The sequence below is a fragment of the Bacteroidota bacterium genome, assembly GCA_016714535.1.
Classification (GTDB): Bacteria; Bacteroidota; Bacteroidia; order AKYH767-A; family OLB10; genus JADKFV01.
Genome location: JADKDR010000005.1, coordinates 402,215 through 418,558, shown reverse-complemented (window position 1 = coordinate 418,558; position 16,344 = coordinate 402,215). Strand labels below are relative to the sequence as shown.

Genomic DNA, 16,344 nt, shown 5'->3' with positions numbered 1-16,344 from the left:
ATTTTAGAAAATTAGGCCTCCAATTCGTGCACCATCAGCCAAAGCCTTTACACGTCCATGATATAAATATCCACCGCGGTCAAACACCACAGTTTTAATTCCTGCAGCTACAGCCTTTGATGCTATCTCTGTTCCTACTTTGGAAGCTTTTTCAGTTTTATTTGTTTTTTCACTCATTTTTTTTGAAGATGCTGCCAAAATGGTTGTTCCAGTTGCGTCATCTATCAATTGAGCGTATATATCGCGATTGCTTCGAAATACGGATAATCTCGGAGTTTGTGAAGTTCCTATTATCACTTTGCGAACACGCTTGCGAATGCTATTTCTTCTTAATACTTTTTTAGTTGGCATGTGATTTAAAATTATTTTTTAGCTGCTGATTTACCTGCTTTTCTGCGTAATGCTTCTCCCACAAACTTAATACCTTTTCCTTTATAAGGTTCAGGGGTACGCAGCGAACGGATTTTTGCACAAACCGCTCCTAATAGTTGTTTATCATGACTTTCAAGAGTTATGATAGGATTTGCACCACGATCTTGTCTGGTTGAAACCTTGATTTCCGAAGGCAAATCAAAAATAACATGATGCGAATATCCCAATACTAAATCCAAAAGATTTCCAGTATTAGTTGCACGATAACCGACTCCGACAAGTTCTTGCTCAACTTTAAAGCCCTCGTTACATCCTTTAATCATGTTATTGATTAAAGCCCTGTACAAACCGTGTAAAGCTTTGTGGCGCTTTTGCTCGGTTGGCCTTGTTACTTCAAGAGTGCCATCATTTATCGTTGCACCTATTCCATCTGTTAATTGTTGTGTTGAAGTTCCTTTAGGACCTTTAACGACTACATTATCTCCGTTTACTGTAACGGTTACACCTGTGGGTACTGATATGGGTAATTTTCCTACGCGTGACATTTTAATTTTCTTTAATTATTAATATACAAAACAAAGTACTTCGCCACCTATCTTTTGAGCTTTTGCTTCTTTATCAGTCATAACCCCTTTTGAGGTGCTCATTATGGCTATGCCTAATCCATTGAGAACGCGGGGAACGCTTCCATGTCCGGCATATTGGCGAAGGCCTGGACGGCTTATCCTGCGAAGGTGTTGGATGGCAGGTAACTTTGTAACCGGATGGTATTTTAAAGCAACCTTAATAACTCCCTGATGGTTGGCAGTATCTTCAAAACGATAGTTTGAAATATAGCCCTTCTCCATCAATATTTTTGTTATTTCTTTTTTGATATTTGAAGCAGGTACCTCTACAATACGATGATTTGCTTTAATCGCATTGCGTAACCTGGTTAAATAATCTGAAATCGGATCTGTCATTTTAAATAATATTTTTCTTTTGCTTATTAAATTACCAAGATGCCTTTACTACACCAGCAATTTTACCATCAAGTGCCATTTGACGGAACAATACTCTGGATATTCCAAACTGACGCATGTAACCCCTCGGACGTCCTGTAAGTTTGCAACGATTGTGCAATCTCACTGCTGAAGAATTTTTAGGTAGTAAACTTAGTGCTGCATAATCACCCGCTTCTTTTAAAGCTGCACGTTTTGCAGCATATTTTGCTACCATCTTTTGTCTTTTGACCTCGCGGGCCTTCATCGATTCTTTTGCCATTTCTGCTTATTCCTTTTGTTATTTTTTAAATGGGAATCCAAACTCTGTTAATAATTCACGGGCTTCATTATCTGTATTGGCAGTGGTAACAAAGGTGATATCCATACCAGAAATTTTGTTTACTTTATCAATATCAATTTCCGGAAAAATGATTTGTTCAGTAACTCCTAACGTGTAATTACCTCTTCCATCAAACCCTTTATCACTTATCCCGCGAAAATCGCGAATCCGTGGCAAGGATACAGCAATCAGCCTATCAAGGAATTCATACATATTATTATCCCTTAAAGTGACTCTGGCGCCAATATTTACACCTATACGAAGCTTAAAATTCGAAATGTCCTTCTTGGATTTAGTAGGTACTGCCTTTTGTCCAGCAATGATGGTCATTTCGTTAAGCGCTGCATCCATTAATTTTTTATCACCAACAGCATCACCTACACCTTGGTTTAAGCAAATTTTTACCAACCTAGGCACTTGCATGCTGCTTTTGTAGTTAAACTTCTTCATTAAGGAAGCAGCAATTTCCTTTTGTATTTATCTTTTAATCTTGGAGACGTTGCCATTTTTACTTAGAATCTTTTATTGTTTCACCTGATTTTTTATTGAAACGAACAATGCTATCGTTCTCTATTCTGCGACCTACGCGAGTTCCTTTGCCAGACTTACTATCCACAAGCATTAAGTTACTTATATGAATTGTTGCCTCTTGTTTAACAATTCCCCCTTGCGTATTTTTTGCGTTAGGCTTAGTATGCTTCGACACTAAGTTAACCCCTTCAACAAGGCAACGGTTTTTTTCAACTATAACTTGCGTAATCTTACCCTGACGGCCTTTTGATTCGCCTGAAATAACTACAACCGTATCTCCTTTGCGAAGCTTCAATTTAGGTTTATGTCTATTTTGTGTATTCATCTTTACTTATTCATTTTGATATTAAAGAACCTCAGGAGCTAATGAAACTATTTTCATGTATAGTTTTTCGCGTAATTCGCGGGCTACGGGTCCGAAAATACGCGTACCACGCAATTCGTCATTTGCAGTTAATAAAACCACAGCGTTATCATCAAATCGAATGTATGAGCCATCGTTTCTTCTCACTTCTTTCTTTACACGCACTACTACTGCTTTTGAAACGGTTCCCTTTTTCACATTTCCTGAAGGTATGGCATGCTTTACCGTAACAACAATCTTGTCTCCAAGGCGGGCGTATCTCTTTCTTGTGCCACCCAATACACGAATACATAGTACCTCTTTGGCTCCGCTGTTATCGGCTACAGTTAATCTCGACTCCTGCTGTATCATATTATATTGCTATTTTACTATTTAATTATTTAGCTTTTTCCAGTATTTCAACTAATCTCCAGTTTTTAGTCTTGCTTAATGGTCTGGTTTCCATAATGCGCACTATATCCCCTATCCCTGCAGTGTTTTTTTCATCATGCGCTTTAAATTTATTGGTGGTCTTGATAAATTTTCCATACTTGGGATGTTTCACCTTACGTTCAACAGCAACAACAATGGTTTTTTCCATTTTGTTACTGGTTACCACTCCAACCTTTTCTTTGCGTAATGATCGCTTAAGTTCTTCCATTACCTCTTTTAATTATTTATTTGATAACTGTCTTTTTCTTGATTCTGTAATCAGGCGTGCGATAACTTTACGTGCGGCCTGAATCTTCATTGGATTCTCTATTGGAGAAATTGCGTGACTAAATTTAAGCTTTGTCAAAGCAACTTTCTCTTCAGCGATTTTATCCTTTAACTCTTCGTTAGATAAGTCATTTACAATAGTTTGTTTCATTTCTTGATTTCTTTTTTTCAATCATTAATAATTCTTTCAAAACCTACTCAGCAAAATCACGCCTTGTTATAAATCTTGTAATCACAGGAAGTTTTTGTGCAGCCAAACGTAAAGCTTCTTTTGCTGTTGCTAATGGTACTCCTTCTGCTTCAAACAATATAGCTCCGGGCTTAACTACGGCAACCCAATATTCTGGGGCTCCTTTTCCTTTTCCCATACGAACCTCGGCAGGTTTTTTAGTAATTGGTTTATCAGGAAATACACGAATCCAAATCTGACCTTCGCGCTTCATATACCTGGTAACCGCAACACGGGCTGCTTCCAACTGTCGTGCTGTAACCCAGGCTCGCTCTGTTGATTTTAAGGCAAATGAACCGAAGGCTATTTCAGCACCTCGAGTGGCATTCCCCTTAGACTTCATCTTATGGGTTTTTCTAAATTTTGTCTTTTTAGGCTGAAGCATTTTACTCTCTTTTTTATTCTAAACTTCTGATTCTTTATTCTTATTAATTATTATCCGGTTTTCTTCTTCCACCTCTACCACCACGGTCGCCTCCGCGATCTCTGCGGTCGCCTCCACGATCATTGCGATCATTGCGCTCTCCGGAATCTCTTGTTTTCAAATTGGTCATTCCAATATTTGGTGACAAATCACGCTTACCATATACTTCTCCTCTGCAAATCCAAACCTTAACTCCGATTTTCCCGTACGATGTTTGTGCTTCACTTACAGCGTAATCGATATCTGCACGAAAAGTATGTAATGGAGTACGTCCTTCTTTATACTGCTCGGTACGTGCCATTTCGGCTCCGCCTAAACGGCCTGCACACATAATTTTAATTCCTTCGGCTCCAACACGCATGGTACTGCTAATAGCTGCCTTTACTGCCCTGCGGAAACTTATACGTCCTTCTAACTGTTTAGCAACCGACTCACCAACTAACTTTGCATCCAACTCTGGTCGCTTAATTTCAAATATATTTATTTGAACTTCCTTCTTGGTTAGTTTTTTCAATTCCTCCTTTAACTTATCTACTTCTGCTCCACCTTTACCTATCACCATGCCAGGCTTTGCTGTATGTATGGTTACGGTTATTAATTTCAGGGTACGCTCAATTACAATTTTCGAAATTCCACCTTTAGATAAACGGGTATTAAGATAGCTACGAATTTTTTCGTCTTCAACCAATTTATCGGCATAGTTATTACCTCCATACCAGTTGGAGTCCCATCCACGTATGATTCCTAATCTGTTTCCTATCGGATTGGCTTTTTGTCCCATTCTTTATTTATTAGTTTGCAGACACTTCTGCAGTTTCAGTATTTTTAGATGTTGAATCAATGATTAACGTGATATGATTTGAGCGCTTACGTATCTTATAACCACGTCCCTGAGGTGCCGGGCGCATCCGTTTTAAAATGCGTGCACTATCAATATATACTTCCTTTACAAAAGTATCGTCTGCCTTTTGCCCTGGATTTTTAGCCTCGAAGTTGGCAATGGCTGAAACAAGTACTTTTTCTAGTCTTTCAGATGCATGCTTAGTACTGAAACGTAAAATGCTTAAAGCTTCTGCAGTCTTTTTACCACGAATTAGGTCTGCCATTAATCGCATTTTACGAGGCGATGTTGGACAACTGGTCAAACGTGCAAAACTAATTTCTTTTAAAGCCTCCTTACGAGCTTCGGCTGCTATTCTTTTTCTTGCTCCCATTATTTCTTTCCTCCTTTATCTTTATTACCTGCATGTCCACGAAACACGCGGGTAGGTGAAAACTCTCCTAATTTATGACCAACCATATTTTCAGTTACATAAACAGGCCAAAATGTTTTTCCGGCATGCACATTTATGGTATGACCTACAAAGTCCGGTGATATCATGCTTCTGCGTGCCCAAGTTTTCAAGGGTGATTTTTTTCCCTTTTCATTTAAGGCTAGGATGCGCTTTTCAAGCTTCACATCTATAAAAGGACCTTTCTTTAACGAACGACTCATTTGTTTTTATTTCTTTATCGTGTTATTATTTCTTTCTTCTTTCGATGATAAACTTATTGGTAACATGATTTACCTTTCTTGTCTTTTTGCCTTTAGCCAATAAGCCTTTGCGTGAACGTGGATGACCTCCTGAAGCACGACCTTCTCCACCACCCATTGGATGATCAACAGGGTTCATTGCAACTCCACGAGTACGTGGTCTACGTCCATACCAACGAGTCTTTCCAGCTTTACCATAGCTTTCCTGATTATGATCAGGATTTGAAGTTTTGCCTATAGAAGCCATGCATGCTGCTAATACCAATCTTGTTTCTCCACTCGGCATTTTCAAAACAGCGTACTTTCTGTCACGTGCTAGTAACTGCGCGTAAGTACCTGCGCTGCGAGCCATTTTGGCTCCTTGCCCTGGGCGCAATTCAATGTTATGAACCATAGATCCCAAAGGAATGCTTTTCAAAGGGAGGCAATTACCAACTTCAGGTGCTGCATTTTCTCCTGACACAACAGTTTGACCAACTGCAAGCCCTTCAGGTGCGATGATATATCTCTTATCTCCATCACTGTAATGAACTAAAGAGATAAAAGAACTGCGGTTTGGATCATACTCCACTGTCTTTACTATTCCACTGATCCCAAATTTATCACGCTTAAAATCAATAATACGGTACATTTTACGGTGTCCACCACCAATGTAACGCATTGTCATTTTCCCAGTATTATTTCTACCACCGCTACGCTTTAATGACTCAACAAACTTTTTCCGGTTTGTCGGTCGTTATTTCAGCATAATCATTCTGCAACTTAAAGCGCTGTCCGGGTGTGAGCGGACGCAATTTTCTTATTCCCATCTTAAAATAAAGTCTTTATTAATTAAATGAAGAGTTGAGACTAAATGTTACTGAAGAAATCAATGCTTTCCCCTTTCTTAAGGATAATAACTGCCTTTTTCACATTTTTTCTTTTACCTGATAAAAAGCCGGTCTTGGTATACCGTGACTTCATTTTACCTCGTTGGATAAATGTGTTAACGGATTCAACCGTAACGCCATATAACTCTTTTACTGCCTGTGCAATCATGATCTTATTAGCATCAGGATTTACAAGAAAGGCATAACGGGGTTGCTTTTCAGCAATCTTTGTCCACTTTTCAGTGATAACTGGTTTTATCAGGATACTCATCTCTTTATTTTATTATCCTATATTTATTAAATTTTAAAACTTGTAAATCAAAATCATATTACTATGACTGATTTATCTATTTGAAACAGCTCGAACCTATATTAAAATTCGACTGTTGATAACTTTTTTAAGCCAATATTTGCTCTAACAGGGGCAAACTCTTCTCACTCATTACCAAATTTTGAGCGTTTACAATATCGTAAGTGTTTAATGATGAAGCAGTTACGACTTTGTGGCGCTGTAAATTTCGGGAGGACAAATATATATTTTTATTGTGTTCTGCCAACACAACTAAAGATTTTTTTTCTGCAAGGGCTAATTTTGCAATGATATTCGTAAACTCTTTAGTCTTAGGATTATTCAATTCAAAATCCTCAATTATGGTAATCGCTCCGGCCTTTGCTTTTGCGCTTAGAGCAGAAACGCGTGCAAGCTGCTTTAATTTCTTGTTTAATTTGAAACTATAATCGCGTGGCTGCGGTCCAAATACACGGCCTCCACCTCTAAAAAGAGGAGATTTCATGCTACCGGCACGCGCACCACCAGTTCCCTTTTGACGCTTCAATTTCTTGGTAGTACGGGCAATTTCTGCTCGTTCTTTGGTCTTATGAGTTCCCTGACGCTGGTTTGCTAAAAATTGCTTAACATCTAGCCAAATTGCATGTTCACTTGGCTCAACATTAAAGATACTATCGTTTAATGTTACTGTGCGACCTGTATCGCTTCCTGCTATATTTAATACTGATACTTGCATGATTATTTTTCGATTAATACGTAGCTACCATTATGTCCGGGAATAGCTCCTTTGATTAGAATTAAATTTTGCTCAGCCAAAACCTTGGCTATTTGTAAGTTTTGCAACTTAACACGGTCTCCGCCCATACGTCCTGCCATTCGCATACCAGGCATAACTCGTGAAGGCCAGGAAGAAGCTCCTAACGAACCCGGAGCACGCAATCGATTATGCTGTCCGTGTGTTTGCATTCCTACTCCTTTAAACCCGTGGCGTTTTACAACTCCCTGAAATCCTTTTCCTTTAGAGGTACCAATACAATCACAAAATTCACCATCTGCAAATAGATCGCATTTAATTACATCTCCAAGATTAAAGCTTGTTTCGAAGCCCTTAAACTCTGCTAACTTGCGTTTCGGTGTGGTGCTTGCTTTTTTAAAGTGCCCCTTCATAGACTCAGTAGTCGACTTTTCGCGCTTTTCATCAAACGCGATTTGCACTGCTGCATAGCCGTCCTTTTCTACTGTTTTAATTTGTGTTACTACACATGGCCCGGCTTCTATTACCGTGCATGGGATGTTTTTTCCCTCAGCATTAAAAAAGCTGGTCATCCCTACTTTTTTTCCAATTATTCCTGACATGATATTAATTTTTTTAGGAGGTTGATTATTAAAACCAACACTAAATAAGAACGAATTTTATTTTTATTTAATTAGAGTTAATCTATTGCCTTTTAATATTTTATTACTAAACAATTAAAGCAATAGATCAATCATCAAACCTTAATCTCTACTTCCACTCCGCTTGGCAATTCTAGTTTCATCAACGCATCAACTGTCTTTGCAGTTGAACTATGAATATCCAATAATCGCTTATAAGAGCACAATTGGAATTGTTCACGGGCCTTTTTATTTACGTGTGGTGAACGTAGTACTGTATAAATTTTCTTCTCGGTAGGGAGCGGAATTGGTCCGCTTACCATTGCACCGGTACTTTTTACAGTTTTTACGATTTTCTCAGCCGATTTATCAACTAGATTATAGTCGTATGACTTAAGTTTAATGCGAATCTTTTGACTCATTTTTTTTATATTTAAAGAACGATTTTATATTTTTGATTAATCAACGCTAGCTAATTTCTTGCCCTTTGCCTTTGAAATTACCTCTTCGGCAACATTACGAGGCGCTTCAGCATAATGAGAGAACTCCATAGTTGAAGACGCTCTTCCTGACGATAAAGTCCTTAATGAGGTTACGTAACCAAACATTTCTGATAATGGAACTTTAGCCCTTATTACTTGCGCACCGGCACGTGTATCCATGCCTTCTAATTGACCTCTTCTCTTATTTAAGTCACCAATTACATCCCCCATATTTTCTTCAGGTGTAACAACTTCTATTTTCATGATAGGCTCCATTAATACTGGTCTTGCCTTGGAATAAACTTCGCGAAATGCTACTTTGGCACATATTTCGAAAGATAGTGAATCGGAGTCAACGTTATGATAAGAGCCATCAAACAAACGAACTTTCATGCTATCTAAAGGATATCCGGCAAGTGCACCGTTTACCATTGATGCATCAAATCCCTTTTGAACGGCAGGAATAAATTCACGAGGAATATTACCACCTGTTACTTCGTTAACAAAGGTTAAACCTGGTTTGCCTTCTTCGGCCGGACCGATTTCAAACTGTATATCGGCAAACTTACCACGACCACCAGTTTGTTTTTTATAAACCTCACGGTGAGTAGAACTTCCTGTTAATGCCTCTTTGTATGCCACTTGTGGAGCTCCTTGATTGCACTCAACTTTAAATTCACGCTTAAGACGATCAACAATAATTTCTAAGTGTAACTCTCCCATTCCACTAATTACGGTTTGTCCTGTTTCGTGGTCGGTATGAACACGGAATGTAGGATCTTCCTCAGCAAGCTTAGCAAGCGACATTCCTAATTTATCCATATCGGTTTGAGTCTTAGGCTCAATTGCTAGTCCAATAACTGGCTCCGGGAAAGACATAGCTTCTAATATTACTGGTGCATCTTCCGCACATAAAGTATCTCCGGTACGGATATCTTTAAACCCAACTGCTGCACCTATGTCACCCGCTTCTAATTCTGGTATTTGATTCTGTTTGTTAGCATGCATTTGAAAAAGCCGAGAAATACGCTCTTTGTTACCACTACGGGTATTAAGCACGTATGAACCTGAATCAAGTTTTCCGCTATATGCACGGATAAACGCTAAACGACCCACAAACGGGTCAGTAGCAATTTTAAATGCTAAAGCTGAAAATTTATCAGTAACGGTCGGATTGCGCAGCACTGTTTCGCCAGTATCGGGGTTTATGCCTTCTACCGCTGCAATATCCATTGGGCTTGGCAGATATGCCATTACAGCATCCAACATCGTTTGAACACCCTTATTTTTAAATGAAGAACCACACATCATAGGTGTTATCTTCATTGCGATAACGGCTTTACGTATTGCTCCCATCATTTCCTCTACAGTGATTGAATCTGGATTGTCGAAGAACTTCTCCATTAAATGATCATCAAACTCTGCAACTGACTCAACCAATTTTCCACGCCATAATGTAACATCTTCTTTCAAATCATCCGGAATTGGAATTTCTGTAAAGGTAGCACCTTGACCAGCTTCATCCCATACAATTGCCTTATTGCTAATTAAATCTACTACTCCTTTAAAAGTTTCTTCAGCTCCTATTGGAACTTGCAATGGAATAGGATTGCCGGCAAGTCTTTCTTTTACTTGACTTACTACACTAAAGAAATCAGCTCCTGCACGGTCCATTTTATTAACAAAACCAATACGAGGCACATTATATTTATTCATCTGACGCCAAACGGTTTCAGATTGTGGCTCAACACCACCAACAGCGCAAAACAAAGCTACAGCACCATCCAATACACGCAATGAACGTTCAACCTCTACCGTGAAATCTACGTGGCCTGGTGTATCAATGATGTTCATTTTATAGGTCTTGGTAGCAGCTGTATTCTTGCCATTATCGGTAGGATAATTCCAAAACGTTGTTGTAGCAGCCGAAGTAATGGTGATACCTCTTTCCTGCTCCTGTACCATCCAATCCATAGTGGCGGCACCATCATGCACCTCACCTATTTTATGGTTTTTGCCTGTATAATATAATATACGCTCAGTTGTAGTTGTTTTACCAGCATCAATATGTGCTGAGATACCAATATTTCTTGTAAACCTTAAATCCGTAGCCATGTGAATTGATTATTTATCTATTTCCAATATTATTAAACCTTAAAATGCGAAAATGCCTTGTTTGCTTCGGCCATTCTGTGTGTATCGTCTTTCTTTTTAACAGATGCACCTTCACCTTTTGCTGCGGCAATAATTTCACCTGCAAGACGATCGGCCATTGTTTTTTCATTACGCTTGCGCGCATATAATATCATCCATTTAATACCTACTGATATTTTGCGATCAGGGCGAACTTCAGATGGAATTTGGAATGTTGCCCCACCAACCCTACGACTTTTTACCTCTACCTGAGGCATAACATTGTTAAGTGCTTGTTTAAATTGAGCCAATCCATCTTCTTTGGTACGATCTGCCACCTTGGTTACTGCATCATAAAAAATATTGTAGGCAGTACTTTTTTTACCACCTAGCATCAGGTTGTTTACGAAACGGGTTACCAAAGTATCATTAAACTTTGGGTCCGGTAGCAAATATCTTTTCTTTGGTTTCGACTTACGCATTTTATGAAATTATTGAATTTTTCTACCATTTTGCCTTGTATCAACTTATTCTTGAGAAGGCCTAAGGTTAAAATTTGAATGTTAAACTTATTTATTGATTGTTAACTAATTAAAAGACCTGACTATTTTTTCTTTCCAGCGGCTGCAGGTGCTGCTCCTGGTTTAGGACGCTTTGCTCCATATTTAGAACGCCTTTGTCTACGGCCATCTACGCCACTTGTATCCAAGGTACCACGCACAATGTGATATCGTACACCCGGAAGATCTTTCACCCTGCCTCCACGAATTAATACAATAGAGTGCTCTTGCAAATTGTGACCTTCGCCCGGAATATAAGCTGTCACTTCAAATTTGTTGGTCAGGCGCACACGAGCTACCTTACGCATGGCTGAATTTGGTTTCTTTGGCGTTGTGGTGTATACACGGGTACAAACACCCCTGCGCTGTGGACACGAGGCAAGCGCAGGAGACTTAGATTTGTCTACCAGTGCAGTTCTTCCTTTACGTACTAATTGAGAAATAGTTGGCATTATTTATTTTTCCAATTTTTAATGTTTACAATACCCCATTTTTTGGGAGGTGCAAAGGTAAGGTCTTTTTTGATTTGCACAAGCGTGTGTATAATTTTTTTTTAGACACTTCCTCCTACTTAAGTTGAACGTTGACATTACCTATATTTTATGCCAATCTTGGCTGATACAGAATGCTGCTAACATTGGGCATAAATGTTTGTTATAGCCACATTCTACATAATATGCCTGAAGTTTTCATCTACCCATTGCACTAAAAAGGCAGCAAAATATTGCTGCCTTCTTTATTAATTTGAATTAAACAAATGTTATTTCAGGAAATAGTGTATTTGTGTTAGCCATTTGGTTGTGTCTTTCTCAGTCATTGGGTCGCTTACATATTGCTCAATAACCATATATGGATTAGGTTCTTTTCCCTTACCTTTTGCAAATGCATCCAAAGCATTGTAAGCTGGTTCCATTTTCTCGTAAGCACCGTAATAATCCAAATGATAATAAGGTGCTTCTGCTACATCAATTACTGAATACCCTTCAACCTTTGAACCCGCTGCCACCGGTATAGCTGCGGCAAGGTCAGCTACCTGTTTTTCCATATCATATTTATAATAAATGCCACAGGGTGGTCCAGCCATTTTAACCTTGGTTTTGCCACACAATTCAAACATTTTTCCAAAATTTTCTTGGTAAAATTTAGGAATGTCGGCAAATGCAACTTCCTTGCGTACAGTAACAAATGTACCTCCGGCAAATTGTTTTTCTTCAATTTTAAAATTGCCGCCCGCATCCTGAGGAGCTGAAGCTGATTCAACAGTAACTTTCTCCTGCAAAAGCGTAAAGCCCTTTTGGAATGAGGTTCTCAACATTTTATCCATATTGAAAACAGCTGCAAAAATGCTGGCTGGAAATTTATTTTCACCTTGCATGGTCCATGATACCTTGGTGGTACCATCCGCATTTGGCTCCATGGTCATAACGGTGGTTGCTTCATCTTCCATTGGCTCTTTAAAGTTGAGTTTGCTTACAGCTTTACTTTTTACAACAAGTTCGGTGGTTGTCATTGAACCTACACCTACATTTTTATTTCCCCCCACGAATAGGAACTACCTACTGCCATTGGATCACCATTAAAGGTGACTTTAATATTGGGGTCTTCTTTAGCCCAGGGATTCCAGTCGGAAAACGATTTAAGGTCTGCGATATTCTTCCATACCACATCTGTGTTTCCTTTAATGTTTGCAGATTCGGTAACTGAATAAGGGCCGGCAGCGCGCCAACCTAAAAATGCAACAATGGCAACTACTACTAATAATAGGAAGCCAATTATCTTAAGAATTCTCATCTTGATTAATTTAGAGTTTTTAGTTTATTAACGAAATTACTTTTATGTGGAAGACAGGGCGCAAAAATATGCAGAAAAAACGATTTAGAAAAACCACAGATAAAATCAAATTAAACTTGAATGGACACTGCTTTCAAAATGTATCGTATTGTTGACGAATACAAAGGCGTTTTAATACATTCGACAAATTTTAATTTTATGAAATATACTACTGCCCGCAATTTAACCAGACTTTCGTTTAAAGAGAACCATCTAATAAAATTTGGTGGTTTGGCATTTATAATATTTTGGGCAAGCACACTAATTGGCACCAACGACCTGAATAACTGGATGCTTGAAAACACCTTGACGATTTTGTTCTTATTGTTTCTGATATTGACTTATAAGCAATTCAAATTTAGCGATGCCAGTTATTTGTTCATCATTATTTATCTATCTTTACACGTATATGGAGCTAAATATACGTATGCAGAAAACCCATTTGGGTATTGGCTAAAAGACTCTTTTCATTTTGAACGCAATCACTATGACCGGATAGTACATTTTTGTTTTGGGTTTATGCTTGCTTATCCTATGCGCGATTATTTTTTGAATAAAATGAAATTCCCAAATTGGGTTGGCTGGGTGTTGCCTGTAGAAATTACGCTTTCATTTAGCTGTCTTTACGAATTGATTGAGTGGGCCGTGGCTGATGTATTTTTTCCTGAACAAGGCGATGCTTACTTAGGCACACAAGGCGATATTTGGGACGCACAAAAAGATATGTTTATGGCTTTTTGCGGTGCGGTCTTAATAATGTCGATTACCCGAATTACTAAATCGATGGTTAAAAAAGGCACTCAAAATCAAGCTACCATTTAAGTGCATTAAAAACTCTTTGCTTTTTTAAATAATAATGAAATACAACTGAACCAGGAAAAATATTTTTTGTATTATTGGTTTTTATCAACCTTTGGGCTTCTGCTCTTATACCCTTTCTGCGATTGCAATGCTTGTAAAAATAGATATGAGCATTAAAAACTGCTGCAAAGTGTGTGGGCCCGTTTCTAACTAAAAACATGATTGCAGCTATCCCATCAAAAATCATTTTGATTAGCAGTGTTGTCACCAACTTATTGGCAGGTAAATTTTTATGCAACATCAGCAAATTATTGCGAAAATTTAAATACGTTTTATGAGGAGTACCTACCGCAAGTGTGCCACCTCCAACATGATAAACGGTGCTTGCACTGCAATAATAAATTTGATATCCGGCATTTTGCATTCGCCAGCACAAATCAATTTCTTCCATGTGGGCAAAAAAATCTTGATCGAACCCACCCAGTTGATCAAACAATTTTTTGCGAATCAGCATACATGCCCCTGTAGCCCAAAAAATTTCCCGATTTTTATCATACTGACCATGGTCGGTTTCAACGGTTTCAAATATGCGACCACAGCAAAATGGAAATCCATATTTATCAATAAAGCCTCCGGCAGCACCTGCAAATTCAAAATCTGACTTGTTATTATGCGAAAGAATTTTAGGCTGTACTGCTGCAACTTGTTTATTTTGTTCTATTAATTGAAGCATAGGTTGCAACCAGTTGTCGGTGACTTCTACATCGGTGTTCAGCAAAACAATGTATTCATATTCTAATCCCTTGAGAAAGAAATTATACCCTCCTGCAAATCCATAATTCTGATTGCTGCACAGAACTTTTACTTGCGGATAATGCGATTTCACATGAGAAACACTGTTGTCGCTACTAGCATTGTCAGCAACAATAACATCGGCTATGCCCTCACAAGTTTGTATAACCCGAGGTAAGAATTTATCAAAATAATCAACGGTATTATAATTAAGAATAACAATTGCAGTCTTCAAAAACTCAAAATAATTAAGGCATCAAAAGTATTATTTAGGTCGATTAAAAAACTCGCTAGCGTTATTTCCAAAATTACTTCCCTTGCCGGGATCCTGATTATCAAGGTTTAGCGATTGCGAATTTCTACGATACAGCATCATTTGCCAACGTGGATTGTTGGGTTCGCCACGCATGTCGCTATGCAATAAAACATAATCGTTGCCAACCAAGGTTGGGTTATAAAATATAAATTTACGGTTAGTGAGGTTACCAATTTTATAATAATGCCATATTTCATAAGGATACGATTCGTTTTCGTGCTCTGCAAAATTAAAATTATCAGGAGCTCCATATTGCAAATACACACGGCCACGGTCAGTAGCATATCCCTTTATTGGAGGATTCTTGTATCGCTTATTAACGATGGCCACCTGCTCCATATAAGCAGCATAGGCAACCTCAGGATTTTGCGCATTTCTGCGCATCCAGAAACCTAACAAAAATCGCTTCATCATGTCGGTATCAGCAGCTTTTAATTGATTGTCCTGCCATATGATTTCACTGGCATTGCTTATAGCTCGCAGACAGGCAATTTTTTCGACTAGTGAATCTTTATTATTAAATCCATCAACAAATGTATTGCTTACTTGTGCATCGCTATAATTGGCTTCGGCTACTTCGCGCTTTCCATTATTTCGTTGAAAGAACATCTCTTTAAATGCAAGCAAATCATTTTTCTTACTGCGGGCTTCTAATACAACTTTGTAATTGCCCGATTGTAATTTGCTAATATCAAAGGTTGCCAAAACCACTTTTATTTCGGAAGGGGTTTCCTTTCTGAAGCTACTCATACCTTCTACTACCGTCTTTAATTCAACATCTTCAATAAAATAAGAAAGCAAAAATGATTCGCTCTGAAGCAAAGTGGCAGTGTTATATAACTCTGCATAAAAGCTTAGCTTCTCCATCGTTTTGGGATAGTAATTGTCCATAAGTGGAGTCATGTTGTACCCATTTTTGGAAAGACCTGTAGTCTCTGTTGTAGGTTCAAAGTTTTCAAGTAACAGCACATCAGAAAAACTCATGATGTTTTTATCATAATCTACATTAACCTTTGAACTTGATTCTAATTCAGCATCAGGCGAATTTTTATCCTTAATTGTAAGCTTATAGGTATACGTTCCGCGGTCGAGTGCTATACGTTGCCTGTCCAAAAAATTAAATGCAAGTTTTGTCGTATCATCTATTTCGGGGCTTAGCAGGTTATATTTATCTATATGTTTAATTACTCCTGCTTCATCGCTAATTACAACACCTACCGTAATGGTCGCTTGAAATTTTCCATTTTCATTTTTTACAAAATAGACACTGTTGCCATCAACGGCAAGATATGCTTCCAAATATGGTCCATCGGTTGGTGAATAAAACTTGGCAAAATTTAAACTTGCAGCTATTTGCTTAGCATTTGCAAACGTTAGCATCCCGGCTAACATTAACATGGAAATAATTTTTTTGTACATGGT

The 16,344-nt window shown here is 38.3% G+C and carries 25 protein-coding genes and 1 pseudogene; 1 reads left to right on the top strand and 25 read right to left on the bottom strand.

Annotation, left to right across the window (positions count from 1 at the left end; translation table 11 throughout):
- Positions 1–3: 3 nt before the first annotated feature.
- The 23 genes and pseudogenes from IPO27_09525 to IPO27_09415 form a co-directional block, all read right to left on the bottom strand.
- Positions 4–351, bottom strand: a complete 348-nt coding sequence (locus IPO27_09525) for a 50S ribosomal protein L18 (protein MBK8846754.1) — start codon at positions 349–351, stop codon at positions 4–6.
- Positions 352–362: 11 nt separating this feature from the next.
- Positions 363–917 (bottom strand): 50S ribosomal protein L6, encoded by a 555-nt coding sequence (rplF, locus tag IPO27_09520; GenBank protein MBK8846753.1) that lies wholly within the window; start codon positions 915–917, stop codon positions 363–365.
- Positions 918–935: 18 nt separating this feature from the next.
- A complete protein-coding gene (rpsH, locus tag IPO27_09515; protein MBK8846752.1) occupies positions 936–1,334 on the bottom strand; it encodes a 30S ribosomal protein S8 in 399 nt (132 codons plus the stop codon).
- Positions 1,335–1,365: 31 nt separating this feature from the next.
- Positions 1,366–1,635 (bottom strand): 30S ribosomal protein S14, encoded by a 270-nt coding sequence (gene rpsN / locus IPO27_09510; GenBank protein ID MBK8846751.1) that lies wholly within the window; start codon positions 1,633–1,635, stop codon positions 1,366–1,368.
- An 18-nt stretch (positions 1,636–1,653) separates the two neighbouring features.
- Positions 1,654–2,145, bottom strand: coding sequence for a 50S ribosomal protein L5 (gene rplE, locus IPO27_09505; GenBank protein MBK8846750.1), 492 nt, complete (start codon positions 2,143–2,145; stop codon positions 1,654–1,656).
- A gap of 58 nt (positions 2,146–2,203) precedes the next feature.
- On the bottom strand, positions 2,204–2,521 hold the full coding sequence (gene rplX, locus IPO27_09500) for a 50S ribosomal protein L24 (GenBank protein ID MBK8846749.1): 318 nt from the start codon (positions 2,519–2,521) through the stop codon (positions 2,204–2,206).
- 51 nt (positions 2,522–2,572) lie between these two features.
- Complete coding sequence (gene rplN, locus IPO27_09495) at positions 2,573–2,941, bottom strand: 50S ribosomal protein L14 (protein MBK8846748.1); 369 nt, start codon at positions 2,939–2,941, stop codon at positions 2,573–2,575.
- 25 nt (positions 2,942–2,966) lie between these two features.
- Positions 2,967–3,230, bottom strand: a complete 264-nt coding sequence (rpsQ, locus tag IPO27_09490) for a 30S ribosomal protein S17 (protein MBK8846747.1) — start codon at positions 3,228–3,230, stop codon at positions 2,967–2,969.
- Positions 3,231–3,242: 12 nt separating this feature from the next.
- Positions 3,243–3,440 carry a 50S ribosomal protein L29 gene (gene rpmC / locus IPO27_09485; protein ID MBK8846746.1) on the bottom strand — a complete coding sequence of 66 codons (198 nt, stop codon included), beginning with the start codon at positions 3,438–3,440 and terminating at the stop codon, positions 3,243–3,245.
- Between the two features lie 43 nt (positions 3,441–3,483).
- Positions 3,484–3,903 carry a 50S ribosomal protein L16 gene (gene rplP / locus IPO27_09480; protein MBK8846745.1) on the bottom strand — a complete coding sequence of 140 codons (420 nt, stop codon included), beginning with the start codon at positions 3,901–3,903 and terminating at the stop codon, positions 3,484–3,486.
- Between the two features lie 43 nt (positions 3,904–3,946).
- On the bottom strand, positions 3,947–4,723 hold the full coding sequence (gene rpsC / locus IPO27_09475) for a 30S ribosomal protein S3 (protein MBK8846744.1): 777 nt from the start codon (positions 4,721–4,723) through the stop codon (positions 3,947–3,949).
- A 10-nt stretch (positions 4,724–4,733) separates the two neighbouring features.
- The gene (gene rplV, locus IPO27_09470) at positions 4,734–5,156 is read right to left on the bottom strand and encodes a 50S ribosomal protein L22 (protein ID MBK8846743.1); all 423 of its coding nucleotides are present in this window, start codon (positions 5,154–5,156) and stop codon (positions 4,734–4,736) included.
- Positions 5,156–5,437, bottom strand: a complete 282-nt coding sequence (rpsS, locus tag IPO27_09465; GenBank protein MBK8846742.1) for a 30S ribosomal protein S19 — start codon at positions 5,435–5,437, stop codon at positions 5,156–5,158. Before rpsS ends, rplV begins: the two co-directional genes overlap by 1 nt.
- Before the next feature lie 25 nt (positions 5,438–5,462).
- A pseudogene (gene rplB, locus IPO27_09460) lies at positions 5,463–6,285 on the bottom strand (50S ribosomal protein L2).
- 40 nt (positions 6,286–6,325) lie between these two features.
- Positions 6,326–6,616 carry a 50S ribosomal protein L23 gene (rplW, locus tag IPO27_09455; GenBank protein MBK8846741.1) on the bottom strand — a complete coding sequence of 97 codons (291 nt, stop codon included), beginning with the start codon at positions 6,614–6,616 and terminating at the stop codon, positions 6,326–6,328.
- A 127-nt stretch (positions 6,617–6,743) separates the two neighbouring features.
- Positions 6,744–7,370, bottom strand: coding sequence for a 50S ribosomal protein L4 (rplD, locus tag IPO27_09450; protein ID MBK8846740.1), 627 nt, complete (start codon positions 7,368–7,370; stop codon positions 6,744–6,746).
- 2 nt (positions 7,371–7,372) lie between these two features.
- Positions 7,373–7,990 carry a 50S ribosomal protein L3 gene (gene rplC, locus IPO27_09445; GenBank protein MBK8846739.1) on the bottom strand — a complete coding sequence of 206 codons (618 nt, stop codon included), beginning with the start codon at positions 7,988–7,990 and terminating at the stop codon, positions 7,373–7,375.
- Between the two features lie 134 nt (positions 7,991–8,124).
- Positions 8,125–8,430, bottom strand: a complete 306-nt coding sequence (gene rpsJ, locus IPO27_09440) for a 30S ribosomal protein S10 (GenBank protein MBK8846738.1) — start codon at positions 8,428–8,430, stop codon at positions 8,125–8,127.
- A 36-nt stretch (positions 8,431–8,466) separates the two neighbouring features.
- Complete coding sequence (fusA, locus tag IPO27_09435; GenBank protein MBK8846737.1) at positions 8,467–10,605, bottom strand: elongation factor G; 2,139 nt, start codon at positions 10,603–10,605, stop codon at positions 8,467–8,469.
- A 32-nt stretch (positions 10,606–10,637) separates the two neighbouring features.
- Positions 10,638–11,105: a 30S ribosomal protein S7 gene (gene rpsG / locus IPO27_09430; protein ID MBK8846736.1), complete on the bottom strand. Its 468-nt coding sequence runs from the start codon at positions 11,103–11,105 to the stop codon at positions 10,638–10,640.
- 122 nt (positions 11,106–11,227) lie between these two features.
- On the bottom strand, positions 11,228–11,635 hold the full coding sequence (locus tag IPO27_09425; protein MBK8846735.1) for a 30S ribosomal protein S12: 408 nt from the start codon (positions 11,633–11,635) through the stop codon (positions 11,228–11,230).
- A gap of 308 nt (positions 11,636–11,943) precedes the next feature.
- Positions 11,944–12,693 (bottom strand): GyrI-like domain-containing protein, encoded by a 750-nt coding sequence (locus tag IPO27_09420; GenBank protein MBK8846734.1) that lies wholly within the window; start codon positions 12,691–12,693, stop codon positions 11,944–11,946.
- 11 nt (positions 12,694–12,704) lie between these two features.
- Positions 12,705–12,974: a hypothetical protein gene (locus IPO27_09415; protein MBK8846733.1), complete on the bottom strand. Its 270-nt coding sequence runs from the start codon at positions 12,972–12,974 to the stop codon at positions 12,705–12,707.
- 198 nt (positions 12,975–13,172) lie between these two features.
- Here IPO27_09415 and IPO27_09410 point away from each other — a divergent pair, with 198 nt between their 5' ends.
- The gene (locus IPO27_09410) at positions 13,173–13,835 is read left to right on the top strand and encodes a DUF2238 domain-containing protein (protein MBK8846732.1); all 663 of its coding nucleotides are present in this window, start codon (positions 13,173–13,175) and stop codon (positions 13,833–13,835) included.
- Here the strand turns inward: IPO27_09410 and IPO27_09405 are convergent.
- Positions 13,825–14,841: a glycosyltransferase family 2 protein gene (locus IPO27_09405; GenBank protein MBK8846731.1), complete on the bottom strand. Its 1,017-nt coding sequence runs from the start codon at positions 14,839–14,841 to the stop codon at positions 13,825–13,827. The genes IPO27_09410 and IPO27_09405 overlap by 11 nt on opposite strands.
- Before the next feature lie 30 nt (positions 14,842–14,871).
- Positions 14,872–16,341, bottom strand: coding sequence for a GWxTD domain-containing protein (locus tag IPO27_09400; protein ID MBK8846730.1), 1,470 nt, complete (start codon positions 16,339–16,341; stop codon positions 14,872–14,874).
- Positions 16,342–16,344 lie beyond the last annotated feature (3 nt).